Genomic DNA, 14,930 nt, shown 5'->3' with positions numbered 1-14,930 from the left:
CTGCCCCTCTCCCGGAGGGAGAGGGGATTAAGAAGGTCGGCACACAAAGAGACAACCCTATGCCGCAGATCATTACGGAACAGAACCTTCGCAATCTGATCGACCTCCTGGTCAAGGAAGCCAAACTCGTGGTGGGACCGAAACTGTCCGGGTCGGTGGTGCTCTATGAACCGCTGACGGCGGGCTCGGACCTCACCCTCGATGCGCTGCCGCGCCGCTCCTCGAAGGAGCTGTTCTTCCCGATCTGCGAGGACATCCTCTCCTACAAGCGGGAAAACGGCGCCATGAAGGTGTCCGACATGGATCGCTCCAAGTTCCCTGAGGCGGTGCTGATCGGCGCGCCCCCCTGCGATGCCGGCTCCCCCGCCATCCTGGACGCCGTCATGTCCTGGGATTACAAGGACGAGTTCTACCTGGAGCGCCGCCGCAAGAGCACCATCGTCGGCATCGCCTGCACCAAGGGTGACGATGCCTGCTTCTGTCGCGCGGTAGGACTCGCGCCGGACGCCGAGGCGGGGAGCGACCTGTTCCTGACCCCGCTCAAGGACGGCTCCTACGCCTGCAAGGCGGTGACGGAAAAAGGGCAGGCCCTGGTGGCAGCGCACCAAAACCTGTTCGCCGAGGGGGCGGGCGCCGAGCCGAAACCTTTCGTCGATCAGGCGGTCGAGAAGCTCGACCTGGTCAAGATCAAGAAGTGGTTGGAAGAGCACTTCGAGGATCCGCTCTGGGAGAAGATCGCCGACATCTGCGTCGGCTGCGGCGCCTGTGCCTTCATCTGCCCGGCCTGCCACTGTTTCGACATCAACGACGAGGGGAGCACGGACGACGGCGTCAGGCGCAAGCACTGGGATGCCTGCGGCTTCGCCAAGTTCACCAACCACGCGTCCGGCCATAACCCGCGCGACGTGCAGAACAAGCGTTACCGGAACCGGATCATGCACAAGTTCAAGTACTACGACGACAAGTTCGGCAAGACCCTTTGCACCGGCTGCGGCCGCTGCATCCGCGCCTGCCCGGTCGGCATCGACATCGCGGAAATACTGGAGCAGATAAACAGCAAATAAAGCGCAAAACCCAAAACCTGGAAGCTGTTACGCAAAGAACGCCGAGTAGTCGCGAAGGGCGCAATTAAATCAGAAGCTCTTAAAGGTTTAAAACCCTGAAAAGCCCTTCTTTGGGTGCTTCGCGGATTCTTCGTGTCCTTTGCGTAACTGCTTTTGATGTTTTTCGCTTTCTGGAGAAATTTACATGTGCAAATCAGACAATATCTACCTCCCCAACCTTGCCACCATCGAGGCCATCGTCGACGAGACCCCTGACGTCAGGACCCTGCGCCTGGTGTTCCAGGACGAGCAGGTCCGGGAGAACTTCAGCTTCCGCGCCGGCCAGTTCGCGGAATACTCCTCCTTCGGCTTCGGCGAATCGACCTTCTGCATAGCGTCGGCTCCTACCCGCAAGGGGTACATCGAGTGCTGCTTCAGGAGCGTGGGGCGGGTGACCGAGTCGCTGAGAAGGCTCGAAGTCGGCGACACTGTCGGCGTGCGCGGCCCCTACGGCAACTCCTTTCCCATCGAGGAGTTCTACGGCAAAAGCCTGGTCTTCATCGCGGGGGGCATCGCCCTGCCGCCGCTTAGGACCGTGATCTGGAACTGCCTGGACCTGCGCGACAAGTTCAAGGACATCACCATCGTCTACGGCGCCCGCTCGGAAGCGGATCTGGTCTACAAGCACGAACTGAAGGAGTGGCAGGAGCGCGACGACGTGCGCCTGGTGAAGTGCGTGGATCCCGGCGGCGCCGGTCCGGATTTCGACGGCAAAGTCGGTTTCGTCCCCACCGTGCTGGAAGAAGCGGCGCCCAGCGCCGAAAACACCATTGCGCTGGTCTGCGGCCCGCCGATCATGATCAAGTTCACCCTCCCGGTTCTCGAGCGCCTCGGTTTCACCGACGACAACATCTACACCACCTTGGAGAACCGGATGAAGTGCGGCGTCGGCAAGTGCGGTCGCTGCAACGTCGGCAACGTCTACGTCTGCAAAGACGGCCCGGTCTTCACCGCCCGCCAAGTGAAGGCAATGTCCCAGGAGTTCTAGGCACTTTGCGTGAAGGGGACTGGCTCCGCAGGTGCCTGTCCCCTTTTCTTACGGCCACACAACCCGAGTTCAACCTGCCCCCCCTCCCCTGCCCTCCCCTGCCCTCCCCTGCCCTCCCCTTCCGGGAGGGTTTTGTTTTTCATCCGCCTTTATCCCTTTTATCCCTGTTCAATTTGCTTGACACAAGTACCTAAAATGAGAGAGTCTTTCGCCTTTGGCGCCACCCTTACTCTGTGACAGGATATGCGATGCCGTACCTCCTCCTAACCCTGAGCGCCCTGATCTGGTCCGGGAACTTCGTGATCAGTCGGGCGATGAACAACGTGATCCCCCCTGCCGGTTTCGTGTTCTGGCGCTGGGTAGTGGCGCTTATCGTGCTCCTCCCGGTGGTGCTGCCGCGTCTGCGCGAGCAGTGGCCCATCATCCGGGCCAACCTGCCGCTGGTCGGCATCTCCGGCCTGTTCGGCGTCACCCTGTTCAACTTCCTGATCTACACGGCCATGCACTGGACCACCGCCATCAACGCGGCACTGGTCAACTCCGCCATCCCAATCTTCATCATCATGTTCGCGCGCATCTTCTACGGGCAGCGGGTCATGCTGCGCCAGCACGCCGGAATTGCCCTGTCCCTTATCGGTGTCGCCGCCATCATCCTGCGGGGCGACCCGTCCCGCATCCTCACCCTGACCTTCAACCGCGGCGACCTGCTGGTGCTCCTGGCCGCTATCGCCTGGGGCCTCTACTCCGTCGCCATCAAGCGCTACCCGCAGGGTCTGAACCCGTTCGTGTTCCTGTTCTCCATGACCGTGTGCGGCCTGGTGCTGCTCATCCCGTTCTACGGGTACGAGATCTCCCAGGGGCACCTGATGACCTTCAACCTCCCCACCATCCTCAGCGTCCTGTATGTGGGGGTCCTCGCCTCCGTGGTTGCCTTCACCGCCTGGAACCACGGCCTGCGCCAGGTGGGGCCGCACGTGGGCGGGCAGTTCGTGCACCTGATGCCCGCCTTCAGCACCATCATGGCGGTGGCGTTTCTGGGCGAGCGGCTGCAGAGCTTCCACGTGGCGGGGATCGTGCTCATCTTCGCCGGCATCATCTGCGCGACGTATAAGGTGAAGGGATAAGCCTCTTCCCCCTCCCCAGCCCTCCCCCTCCGGGGGCGGGTGCCGAAGGGACTGGCTCCTTTAGGTGCCTGTCCCTCTCTAGCGGAACGCTCCTTTCAGCTCAGCCAGCTTCCTCAAGCACTAAGGGGACAGGCACCTGGCGGAGCCAGTCCCCTCCTCCATTGTCAATTGTTCATTACCCCTGACTTTCCGTATACTTCCTTGCGCTTTTTCCCTCACAGCTGATATCGTATTCACTACGCTAAAACAGCTGCAGCACATACTCTCCTCCAAGAAGGTGACCCAATGTTCGAAGTTGTAAGCAACGAGATTCTCGCGGAAAACCTCCACAAGATGGTGTTGGTCGCTCCCCGGATCGCCAAAGCCAGGAAGGCGGGACAGTTCGTCATGGTCAGACTGGCTCAGGGCGAAGAACGGATCCCGCTGACCATCGGCGACGCGGACCCGGCAGCCGGGACCATCACCCTGTTCATACAGGCCATCGGCGCCTCGACACGAAAGATCGTCTCGACCCCGGTCGGCGGCTTCATTCGTGACGTGGCCGGCCCCCTGGGCAAAGAGACTCACATCACCAACTGGGGTCGAGTCGTTTGCGTCGGGGGCGGCGTCGGCACCGCCGTGCTTTTCCCGCTGGTGAAAGCGCTGGCCGAGGCCGGCAACGAGATCACCACCATTATCGGCGGACGCTCGGAGCGCTACGTCATCCTCGCGGACGAACTGGGGGCGCTTTCCAAGAACCTGCTGATCACCACCGAGGACGGCAGCCTGGGCTACAAGGGTTTCGTCACCGGTCCCCTTTCCGAGATGATCGCCGACCCGGCCCGCGCGCCGCAGGCGGTCTTCGCCGTGGGGCCGGTTCCGATGATGAAGGCGGTCGCCAACCTGACCCGCGAGCCGGGCATAGAGACCATCGTCAGCCTCAACCCGATCATGATCGACGGCACCGGGATGTGCGGCGGCTGCCGCGTCCAGGTCGGCAGCGAAACGAAATTCGCCTGCGTCGACGGGCCCGAGTTCGACGCGCATCTGGTTGATTTCGACGGTCTTTCCGATCGTCTGACCAGCTATCGCAAGGAAGAGGCGGCAAGGCACGCAGCCGAGGGCTGCAAACTGGCTAAGGAGGTAGCGAAGTGAGTAACGACCTGTCCCCCAAAGAGAGGATGGCTATAGATAGGGTCCACATGCCGGAACTACCCGCGGACGAGCGGAGCACAAACTTCGAGGAAGTAAACCTGGGGCTCTCCGCGGACCAGGCGCTTTCCGAGGCGCAGCGCTGCCTGCAGTGCAAGACCAGGAACTGCGTCGCCGGCTGCCCGGTCGGCGTCTCCATCCCCGAGTTCATCGACGCCCTCGCTTGCGACGACCTCCCCAAGGCCGCCAAGATCCTGCGCGGCGACAACGCCCTCCCCGCGGTCTGCGGCAGGGTCTGCCCCCAGGAGACCCAGTGCGAGGCCCTTTGCGTGCGCGGCAAGAAAGGCGACGCCGTGGCCATCGGCTACCTGGAGCGCTACGTGGCCGACTGGGCCATGCTGCACCCGGACCGCCTGCTCAAAGAGGCGAAGCCGGAAGCGACCGGCAAATCCGTGGCAGTGGTCGGCTGCGGCCCCGCCGGGCTCACCGCGGCCGGCGAACTGGCGCGGATGGGGCACCAGGTAACCATCTTCGAGGCGCTGCACGACACCGGCGGTGTGCTCCGCTACGGCATCCCCGAATTCCGTCTTCCCAAGGAGATCATCGACCGCGAGGTGGCGGTCCTTGCCGAGCTGGGTGTCACCATCGAGTGCAACGTGATCATCGGCAAGACCCTGACCGTCGCCGAGCTCTCCGAGGACTATGACGCCGTCTTCATCGCCAACGGCGCAGGCCTCCCCACCATGCTCAACATCCCCGGGGAGAACCTGAAAGGAGTCTATGCCGCCAATGAATTCCTGACCCGCGTCAACCTCATGGAGGCCGGTCGCAGGGAGGACAGCGCGACGCCGATCCTGCAGCGCGACGAAGTCGCCGTCATAGGCGGCGGCAACACCGCCATGGACTGCGTCAGGACCGCCCGCAGACTGGGCGCCAAGCGCGCCATGATCATCTATCGCCGCGGTGAGGCCGAGATGCCGGCCAGGATCGAGGAGATCAAGCACGCCAAGGAGGAAGGGGTGGAGTTCATCATGCTGACCGCCCCTCTCGCCATCGTCGGCACCGAGGACGGCTGGGTGTCGGCGCTGCGCTGCCAGAAGATGGAGCTGGGCCCGGCGGACGATTCCGGCCGCCGCCGTCCGCAGCCGGTCGCGGACTCCGAGTTCGACATCCCGGCGGGCATCGTGATCAACGCGGTGGGCACCAACGCCAACCCGCTCCTCACCGCCACCGCGCCCGATCTCAAGCTGAACAAGTGGGGCAACGTCGTGGCCGATGAAGAGGGTCAGACCAGCATCCCCGGCGTCTTCGCCGGCGGCGACATCGTCAGGGGCGGCGCGACCGTCATCCTGGCCATGGGTGACGGCAAGCGCGCCGCAGCCGCCATCGACCAGTATCTCAAGCGCTGAAACCGGCGCAGATGATTGGAAGCAACAAGGGGGGCCTTACGGCCCCCTTTCTTTTGGTTCATCAGAGCATTCAGCGCAGAACCGCTTTAGGTCCCCCCTCCCCTTGCGGGAGGGGGTTAGGGGGTGGGAGAACTGGCCATCTTTTCCTCGGCTTGCAGCTTCACCAACCCCCCGGCCCCCTCCCGTCAAGGGAGGGGGAGACCGTTCCGTGCTTGGAATGCTTGCTAAGGCTGAAAGGAGCGTTCCGCGAGAGGGACAGGCACCTGACGGAGCCAGTCCCTTCTGCCGCCCCCCCTCCCTCGCCGGGTTGACACCCCTCTCCCAGTAAGTACCTTTTAATGGTTTGCCACCACACCGCTAACAGGAGGCCACATGAAAAGGATGCTTTTGTTGCTGCTCGTGCCGCTTTGCCTCTGCCACTCCGCCTTTGCCGCGGACGACCTCATGTCGCGCGCCAACAAGCTGTTCAAGCCGGTCCCGACCAAGCCCCCTCCCCTCAAGGGAAATCCGGCCACCCCGGCCAAGATCGAACTGGGGGCGAAGCTGTTTTTCGATCCACGACTCTCGTCCTCGCAACTCATCAGCTGCAACACCTGCCACAACGTGGGATTGGCCGGAGCCGACCTCCAGGAGACCTCCACGGGACACGGTTGGCAGAAGGGGCCGCGCAACTCCCCCACCGTCTTCAACGCGGTCTTCGACGTGGCGCAGTTCTGGGACGGTCGGGCCAAGGACCTGCAGACCCAGGCCAAGGGGCCGGTACAGGCGGCCGTCGAGATGAACAGCAACCCGGAGCTGGTGGTGAAGACACTGAAAAGCATCCCGGGGTACCTGCCGCTGTTCAGGTCCGCCTTCCCCCATGCCACCGACCCGGTCAGCTTCGACAACATGGCCCGGGCCATCGAGGTCTTCGAGGCGACGCTGCTCACCCCGGATTCCCCGTTCGACCGTTTCCTGAAGGGTGACGCGGCCGCCTTGAACGCCAGGGAAAAACGGGGCCTGCGCATCTTCATGGACAAGGGGTGCGCGCCGTGCCATGCCGGCACCAACGTGGGGGGCGTCGGCTACTACCCCTTCGGCGTCAGGGAGGCCCCGACTACCGAAATCCGCCCTGCCGGCGATACCGGCCGTTTCATGGTCACCAACACCGAAAGCGACCGGTATGTCTTCAAGGCCCCTTCGCTGCGTAACGTTGCCGCCACCCAGCCCTATTTCCACTCCGGAAAGGTCTGGAAGCTCCACGATGCGGTGCTGGTGATGAGTTCCGCTCAACTGGGGGTAAAGCTGAAGGATGGCGAAGTGGAGGATACGGTGGCTTTTCTGAAGACGTTGACCGGGAGACAGCCGAGGCTTTCCTATCCGCTGTTGCCACCCGGCTCCGACGAGACGCCCCACCCTCTGCTCAAATGAGGACGGGGAGCCGGATGATGTGGTTCTAGGGTGACGGGTCAGGGTCGGCCTGGCCCAGCACCTGCTTCAGCGATACCAGGTCATAGGGTTTCTGGATGAACTGGGCGCCATGGTGTCCGGACAGCCGTCTCGCCTCTTCTGCCGCACTGAAGCCGCTGGACAGGACGATGCGGACATCGGGCCGGATGCCGCGCAGATGCTCCGCGGCCGTCATGCCGTCCATCTGGGGCATGGAGAGGTCCATGATCACCACTCCGATCTCATCGGCATGCTCGCGGAACAGCGCCACGGCCTCCGGGCCGTCCGAGGCTACCATGGTGCGGTAGCCAAGCCCCCGGAGCATGGCCCGACATACCAGCCGTACCATCTCTTCGTCATCCACGATGAGGACCATCTCCCTGGCGGCACCCTCAGGCTCTTCCCCCTCCGCGGATGCTGCGCCCCCGGCAGCGACGACCTCCTTGGCGCTCTCCTGCTTTGCCAACGCCCGCTCCAGCGCCGTTTCCCTTGCAGCCGGCCGGTCCTGCACCGCGTGTACCACTTGATCTGCCGGTTGCAGCCCGCTTTTAGGTGCCGAGGCCGGGAAAAGGACCTGCACCCTGGTCCCCGCTTTCGGCGCGCTTTCCACTAAAATGGCGCCTTTATGCCCCCGCACGATTCCTTGCACCGCCGATAGACCGAGGCCCCTCCCGGTAAACTTCGTGGAGAAGAACGGGTCGAACATGCGCTCGCAGGTCGCCCGGTCCATGCCGCAGCCGTCATCGACGACCTGGATGGTGAGGAAGGTACCGGGTTGAGGCTTTTGCTCCAGGCGGCTCTTTGCCAGTTGTGTCGCGCCGAATTCCGCCACGCTGGTCGCCACGGTTATCGTACCCCCCTCCCCTGCCGCCTCGATGGCGTTGGTGACCAGGTTCACGATAATCTGCTGCATCTGCCCGGGATCCGCCTCCAAAAGCGGGAGCTCCGGCTGCAACTGGACCGCGAAGGTGGCCCCCTTGCGCATGGAAGCCTTCATCAGGTCCACGTTCTCCCCGACCAGGCGGTTCAGGTCCACCAGTTTAACGCTGTAGCCACCCTTCCCCGAATACGCCAGCATCTGCCTGGTGAGATCCCCGGCCCGCTTGGTCGCCTGGTGGGCATTCTCCAGGTATTTGATCGCCGGGCTGTCCGGCTCGATTACATGACGCACCAGTTCCACGTTGCCGCCGATGGCCATCAACAGGTTATTGAAGTCGTGCGCGATGCCGCCGGCCAGCACCCCGAGGCTTTCCAGCTTCTGGGTGTGCAGCAGCTGCCGCTCCAGTTCGCCGCGCTCCAGGTCCGCCTGCCGTTTCTGGGTCACATCCTCACCGGAGCAGAGCACGCCCTGGATAGTTCCGTCCTCGTCCCGCATGAGGATGTTGTGCCAGGAGATGAGCCGTTCACCCTTGTCGCGGGTCAGGATGTGGTTCTCGTAGAACTCGAGGAGCTGCTGTTCTCCGCGCATCAGGGCATCGAAGACCTCCCGGACCTCGTGCTTCCGCTCGTGAGGCACGAAGTTGTCGAACCAGTTCAACCCGAGCGGCTCACCCTCCGACATGCCCAGGAGCTGCGCCCCCGCTCGGTTGATCATCCGGATGCAGCCGTCGCTCCCAAGAAGCATCAGCATGGCGCCGGCCAGGTCCAGATAGCGCCTGGCATTCTCTTTCTCCAGGCGCAGTTCCTTGGTCCGGTCCGCTACCTTTCTCTCCAGGTCCTGGTGCGAATCCTCGATGCGCGTTGCCATGCTGTTGAAGGCTGCGGCAAGGTCAGCGATTTCCTGCGGTGCACCGTACTTCGCCTCCGTTCGCGCCGACAGGTTGCCGCGCTCCAGGGCCAGCACCGTATTCCTCAGCTCCCGGATCGGGCCGGCCACACGTCCGCCCCCCCAGCCCACCAGTACCAGCGCGAGGGCGATCATGGTCATCCCAAACAGTACGGCACGGGCCTTGGTGGAGACCAGCGGCGTAAATGCCTTCTCCTGGTCCATCGCCACCGCGATCCCCCACCCCTGTGCCACTCCCAGTGGTACGTAACGGTACGCGGCGAGGATCCGGCGCCCGTCCTCCAGGGTTTCCAGGCGCGCCGACTCGGTCATGGTCATCGCCTGCCGCGCCAGCGTGGCCAGCAGCGGGTCCTGGGCCGCCTGTTCCGGCTTGCGTTCCGGTATAGAGGCCAGCAGTTCCCCCTGCGCCCCGACCAGGATCATTTGGTTCCCTTCCGCATCGGCGATTCCGGGCAACAGCGCCAACGACTCCAGGCCCTGTTGCGGCCTGGTCACGCTGACCAGGACTGCCGGCACCTCCCCGGTTTCCCGCCCCGCCCGGTCCCGGATCGCGACCTGCCGAGAGATCAGTATCACCGGATGGCCGTCGCGCCAGGCGGTGCCGATCTGCTCTGTGGCTCCCACGGTGAAAGCGGCGTTCAGGAACTCTCGGTAACGGTAGTTGCTCCCTACCTGGTCCGGCTCGCTGGCGGCGATGACCTTTCCTCCCGGCGCTATCAGCGCCACGCTGTCATAGGCATCGGAGCCGGTGTGCTTGAGAGTGATCAGATGCTGGGAGAGAAATTGGACCTGGTCTTGTGGAGGGGCGGACGACGCGGCCTGCTGATCCACCAGGGCCGCAGTCGCGCCGACGAAGTCGCTGGAATCGGCCAGCACCGCCAACTCGGTACGGCGCGAGGCGAGCCAGGTGAGGATGGACTGCTTCTTCTGGTCCGCGGCATTTTCCAGGGCGCGGACGATCTCCGCCTCCTTTAGCCCGTGGATCCCCTCGATCCCAAGCCATGGAGCACCGTATATCAGGACCAGGAGCAGGGCTGCGCACCCAAGGAAGGAAAGTACGCCGAAATAGGCGATGACGCGCTCACGGATGCCGTTCAACCCGACTTTATTTCGTGCCGGCGCAGTCACGGTCTGTACTCGAACTCGGCCAGCCGGTAGAGCAGGGGGGACTTCAGGACCTGCTGCAGGCCGTCGTAGGCGAAGGCGCGCTCCAGTGCTGCAAAGGAAGAATTCCTGGGAATCTTCCCCACCTTCTTCAGGAAGTCGAATTCGTTCTTCAGAGGAGGGCGCCCCGGCAGGCTTACGATGACCGGCGCAGCTGGGACATCGAGGATTTCGCGGCGCGTGATCTCAGTGATCTGGCTCGTCGTCAGTTTTGCCCCCCTTGGGCTGAGGGCTGCACCGTCCTTTGTCGCCCAAAGTGCCGCCTGCTGCAGATTGGCGTTGCTCTTGCGCATCCAGTTCATGGCACGCATGTACGCTGCCGACAGGACAAGAGCCGTCTTTGGGTCTTTCTGCGCGAAGCTGCCGGACAGGAGAAAGAATGCGCTGCTGGCTCCCCGGAACAGGACCCGTGCGTCGGTGTTCTTCACAAGAGCCAGGGTAGGGGCGGGCTCCCAGGCGGCAAAGGCATCCACCTTCCCCCCCTCCAACAACCCCGGCATCGCATCGAGATCCGCCTGCACCAGCGTGACGTCCCGCTCGCTGAGACCTGCGCTCGACAGCGCCTGCAACAGGGTGTGGTGGGCCGAGGAACCATCCATGTATGCCACCCGCTTCCCTTTAAGCTGTGACAGCAGGGTGATGTTACGTCCCACCAGGGAGGTGAAGGTCTTTTTCGCCAGACCTACGACGCGGACATCGGCCCGAAGGGCCATCAGTATGACAGGCATGTCCCCGACTATGGCCGCGCTCAAATCCCCCCCCATGCGATCGACCATCTCGGTTCCTTTGCGAAACGGTACCACCCGCAGCAGGTACCCCGACTCCGACAGATCCCGCTTCAGGACGGCATCGCGCGCGAGAACGGATCCGATGGCGCCGACCGGATATGCCAGTGGCTGCACCCCAAGCTCTATCACCTTTACGGGACGTGGAGGGGAGGGGGCGGCCCCGCAATACACAGGCAGTGCCACAAGACACAACAGCAGGATGGGCCAACCTACCAGGAACTGTAACAACTGCATGATGGCTTCTCTTTGAGGGCTTCCGGGATTGACTCTTCGACTGTGGCCAAAGCACAAGAGCGCGCTGCTCACTAGGGGAGGGGAGGGCGGAAACAGTCGATTTTCTGCTTTGATATATCGGCAGATACGGAGGTGACTTGAATTTTTTGAGGTGGGCACCGCAGCCGGTACTCCCGGCTGCGGAAACGCGGCGCAGGTTACATGAAGTGCCAGATGAGGCCCAGGTCGTAGGAGGTTTCGCGCACCTTGGACCCGAAGGTGAAGGTGCCGCTGGCGTCGGTCTCGCTGATGCTGTTGTCGAGGGCGCACATCCCGCCGAGATGGGCCTCGAACCTGCTGGAGAACTGGTAGCCGACCCCGAATGTGAAATGGTGCTCGGCGACGGCGGGGAAGCCGATCATGCGCAGGTATTCGTAGGAAAGCGTGGGGATCGTGTTCCCCTGCACGTTGGTCATCCCTTGGGCATCGAAACCTTTGTGCAGCCGGACCGGGCTCTTGCCGTAGTTGTAGCCCAGTCGCAGGGTGATGCCGTCGGGGTCCTTGTACTGCATCCCCACGGCGTAGACCCACTGGTTGCTCCAGTCGAACTCCCTGTACCCCTCGGCGTCGGCCCAGTTCAGCCACTTAAGGTCCGCTTCTATGAGAACCTCGTCGGTGGGGCGCCAGGCTACGCCGGCCGAGGCGGTCCTCGGCGACTCCATGTCAAGCTCCCGCTTCTGCAGCCCGATGCCGAAGTCCGTGACGTTCTGGTGCGAGATCTTCTCGGGGGTGGTGTAGCTCGCGCCAAGAGACACGGAACCGATGCGATAGAGAGCGCCGAACTGCTCGCCGAAACCATAGTTGTGCGCGGTCCCCTGGCCGAGGTCGAGGGAACCGTAGAGCAGGTGCATCGAAGTGCCGATGGAGAAGTCCGGGGTTACCAGGAAGGCGACGTTGGGGGCGAATTTGAGGATCTGCAACTGGGTGTAGATATCACCTTCGCCGCCCGGGCTCAGCGGGTTGAGGTCGATCCCCTTGTTGCGGTAATCGACCCCCATGCCGGTGATGCCGAACATGCCCAGGCCGAAGCGAAGGCGGTCACTGACCGGCGTTATCATGCCGACCGCCGGAATGACGAAGGGCCTCATGTCACTCTTGGCCGTAGTCGTGCTGGGGCCGACGCTGACGATGGCCTTTACGGAGGGGTTGTAGACGGTCGAGGCGAAGACGAACTCGCTGCCGGGGCAGTAGGGGCCCATGCAGACCGCGGCGGGGTTGGCGAAGATGGCGCTGATCGCGTCCTGAGGCGCCGCGACGCCGGCTCCACCCATGGCGCGGGACGCCGGCGCCACACCGATGAGGGTGTCGCCGTTGGTTGCCCAGGCTTCGGGTGAGGTAAAGGAAAGTACCAGTGCTGCCGCCGCTGCCAGAACCGCTTTCTTCGCCATAAGTCCGCCTCAATTAGATTAATTCAAGCTGCCTTATAGCATTTTTCTTACCAAGAGTAAATCATCCATTTATTCGTATACAACATCGTAAAATCGCATTACCGCGTCTCTGTTACAGCCATCCCTTGCGCTTGAAGTACCAGTACGGTGCGAATCCCGAGATTAGCATCAGCAGCAAAGCCCAGGGATAACCAAGCCCCATCTTGAGTTCGGGCATGATCTCGAAGTTCATCCCGTAGATGCTGGCCACCAGGGTAGGGGGGAGGAACACGACCGCGGCAATGGAAAAGATCTTGATGATCTGGTTCTGCTCGATGTTGATGAAGCCCTGGGTCGAATCCATCAGGAAGTTGATCTTATCGAACAGGAAGGTGGTGTGCGACATCAGGGTCTCGACGTCTCGGGCGATCTCCCTGAGCGTCTCGGTCTGGTCGGTGCGGTCGCGCAGATGGCGCAAGAGAAACGAGATGTCCCTCTGCGTATCCATGAGGCAGAGCCGGATCTTCCCGTTGCTGTCCTCCAGCCGGGCCAGTTTGCCGATGGCGTCCTCCAGCTCGGACTTGTCGTCTTCGAGCACCATGTGGCTCACCCCTTCGAGCTGGCGGTGGATGTCCTCGAGGGTGTCCGCGTGGTTTTCCACCTTCTGGTCCAGCAGGGTGACCAGGAGTTCGGCAGGGGAGCGGCACTCGACGTGGCCTCGGCGGGCGCGCATGCGCAGCAGGCGGAAATCGGCGAGGTCACCCTCGCGGATGGTGATCAGGTGGTTTTGCTGCAGGATGCAGGCGACGGTGAGCGTCATGTGACGCCCCTCGCTCTGGGAAAGGAACAGCGGGTGCACGTGGATGCCGGCCGAGTCGACGAAGCAGCGCGCCGAAATCTCGATCTCGTCTACCTCGTCCGACTCCGGGATATCGGTGTGCAGCAGCAACTCAAGGAGGTCCCTCTCCTCGTCGTCCGGTTCGTGCGCGTCGATCCAGTCGGCCTTGAGGATCTGGTTCGGGAGGTCTTCCCTCTGGGAATCCATCTCCTTGATGAGCCCGTTGTCTATCTTGAAAAGCCTAAGCATGGTGCGCTCCAGGGAGGTCCGGCGCCGCGTGCCGGCCGCGGCAAAACGGCCGCCGGATCCTTACGGGTTCAAACAAGAAGGGCGGCCTCATCGGCCGCCCTTGTCTGTGGTCCTGAATTATTTCTGCGTCAGTCGGTGCACGCAGTCGACCATGAAGATCGCGTTCTCCGGCGGCACGGTGGGGAGGATGCCGTGGCCCAGGTTGAAGATGAGGCCCGGCCTGCCGGCGTTCTCGTCCAGCACGCGCTTCACTTCGCGCTCGATGATCTCCTTGGGAGCGAAGAGCACGGTCGGGTCGAGGTTGCCCTGCACCGCCATGTCGCCCAGGATGTCGCGGGCCTTGCCGAGGTTTACGTGCCAGTCGAGGCCCATGACGTCGCCGCCGGCCTGCTTGACGATCTCCAGCATGGTGCCGGCGCCCTTGACGAAGTGGATCACCGGGACGTTGGTGCGGTTCAGGCCGTTGATGAGGCGCTGGGTGTAGGGGAGTACGTAGCGCTCGTAGTCGGACGGGGAGAGCATGCCGCCCCAGGTGTCGAAGATCTGGATGGCCTGCGCGCCGGCAGCGATCTGGGCGTTCAGGTACTCCATGTCCATGGTGGTGATCTTGTCCATGAGGGCCGCGTAGATCTCGGGCTCGGCGTACATCATCTTCTTGAGCGCCGCGAAATCCTTGGAGCCTTTGCCCTCGACCATGTAGCAGGCGAGGGTGAACGGCGCACCGCCGAAGCCGATCAGGGGCACCTTGGCAGCGAGTTCTTTGCGGAGCAGTTTGACGGCGTCCAGCACGTAGGGGACGTCGGTCTCCATCTTCGGGATCTTGAGCGCCTCGACGTCGGCCATGGTGCGGATCGGCTTGGTGAAGACCGGGCCCGGGGTGAAGTCCAGTTCCATGCCCATCGGCTCGATCGGGGTGAGGATGTCGGAGAAGAGGATCGCGGCATCGACGCCCAGGATGTCCACCGGCTGAATGGTCACTTCAGCGGCGAGTTCCGGGGTCTTGCACAGTTCCAGGAAGGTGCATTTGGAGCGGACGCGCATGTAGTCGGGGAGATAGCGGCCAGCCTGGCGCATAAGCCATACGGGCACTCGGTCAACCGGCTTACCCCAACAAGCGTCTAAAAATCGAGTATTCATAGTAATCCTCCTGGGTGGAATATTTTCGTATCTCGTTCAGTACATGGCAGTGCCCCTCCACCAAGTGGGGAGGGTTAAAGTCCCCCTTTGCGAAGGGGGATTTAGGGGGATTTGCTTTTGGGAAGGGAGAATCAAATCCCCCCCG

General features: G+C 62.8%; 11 protein-coding genes. 6 read left to right on the top strand and 5 right to left on the bottom strand.

The window, feature by feature from the left end; all coding sequences use genetic code 11:
• The first annotated feature begins 59 nt into the window (after nt 1-59).
• The 6 genes from KP004_RS19725 (at nt 60) to KP004_RS19700 (ending at nt 7,165) form a co-directional block, all read left to right on the top strand.
• A complete protein-coding gene (locus tag KP004_RS19725) occupies nt 60-1,064 on the top strand; it encodes a 4Fe-4S dicluster domain-containing protein (RefSeq protein ID WP_216800088.1) in 1,005 nt (334 codons plus the stop codon).
• Nucleotides 1,065-1,248: 184 nt separating this feature from the next.
• Nucleotides 1,249-2,091 carry an FAD/NAD(P)-binding protein gene (locus KP004_RS19720; RefSeq protein ID WP_183344149.1) on the top strand — a complete coding sequence of 281 codons (843 nt, stop codon included), beginning with the start codon at nt 1,249-1,251 and terminating at the stop codon, nt 2,089-2,091.
• 248 nt (nt 2,092-2,339) lie between these two features.
• Nucleotides 2,340-3,215, top strand: coding sequence for a DMT family transporter (locus KP004_RS19715; protein ID WP_216800087.1), 876 nt, complete (start codon nt 2,340-2,342; stop codon nt 3,213-3,215).
• A gap of 285 nt (nt 3,216-3,500) precedes the next feature.
• Nucleotides 3,501-4,349 carry a sulfide/dihydroorotate dehydrogenase-like FAD/NAD-binding protein gene (locus KP004_RS19710; RefSeq protein ID WP_216800086.1) on the top strand — a complete coding sequence of 283 codons (849 nt, stop codon included), beginning with the start codon at nt 3,501-3,503 and terminating at the stop codon, nt 4,347-4,349.
• Nucleotides 4,346-5,755: an NADPH-dependent glutamate synthase gene (gltA, locus tag KP004_RS19705; RefSeq protein ID WP_216800085.1), complete on the top strand. Its 1,410-nt coding sequence runs from the start codon at nt 4,346-4,348 to the stop codon at nt 5,753-5,755. Before KP004_RS19710 ends, gltA begins: the two co-directional genes overlap by 4 nt.
• A gap of 372 nt (nt 5,756-6,127) precedes the next feature.
• Nucleotides 6,128-7,165, top strand: a complete 1,038-nt coding sequence (locus KP004_RS19700) for a cytochrome-c peroxidase (protein ID WP_216800084.1) — start codon at nt 6,128-6,130, stop codon at nt 7,163-7,165.
• Between the two features lie 25 nt (nt 7,166-7,190).
• Here the strand turns inward: KP004_RS19700 and KP004_RS19695 are convergent, their stop codons facing one another.
• From KP004_RS19695 to hemE, 5 genes are all read right to left on the bottom strand, one after another.
• Entirely contained in the window at nt 7,191-10,067 is a 2,877-nt protein-coding gene (locus KP004_RS19695) for a hybrid sensor histidine kinase/response regulator (RefSeq protein WP_216800083.1), read from the bottom strand.
• Nucleotides 10,068-10,093: 26 nt separating this feature from the next.
• Nucleotides 10,094-11,035, bottom strand: a complete 942-nt coding sequence (locus KP004_RS19690; protein WP_216800082.1) for an ABC transporter substrate-binding protein — start codon at nt 11,033-11,035, stop codon at nt 10,094-10,096.
• Nucleotides 11,036-11,352: 317 nt separating this feature from the next.
• Complete coding sequence (locus tag KP004_RS19685; RefSeq protein WP_216800081.1) at nt 11,353-12,582, bottom strand: OmpP1/FadL family transporter; 1,230 nt, start codon at nt 12,580-12,582, stop codon at nt 11,353-11,355.
• Nucleotides 12,583-12,694: 112 nt separating this feature from the next.
• A complete protein-coding gene (gene corA / locus KP004_RS19680) occupies nt 12,695-13,648 on the bottom strand; it encodes a magnesium/cobalt transporter CorA (protein ID WP_216800080.1) in 954 nt (317 codons plus the stop codon).
• A gap of 117 nt (nt 13,649-13,765) precedes the next feature.
• Nucleotides 13,766-14,785: a uroporphyrinogen decarboxylase gene (hemE, locus tag KP004_RS19675; protein WP_216500549.1), complete on the bottom strand. Its 1,020-nt coding sequence runs from the start codon at nt 14,783-14,785 to the stop codon at nt 13,766-13,768.
• Nucleotides 14,786-14,930 lie beyond the last annotated feature (145 nt).

Source organism: Geomonas oryzisoli (genome assembly GCF_018986915.1).
Classification (GTDB): Bacteria; Desulfobacterota; Desulfuromonadia; order Geobacterales; family Geobacteraceae; genus Geomonas; species Geomonas oryzisoli.
This window is presented reverse-complemented; position numbering and strand designations above follow the sequence as displayed.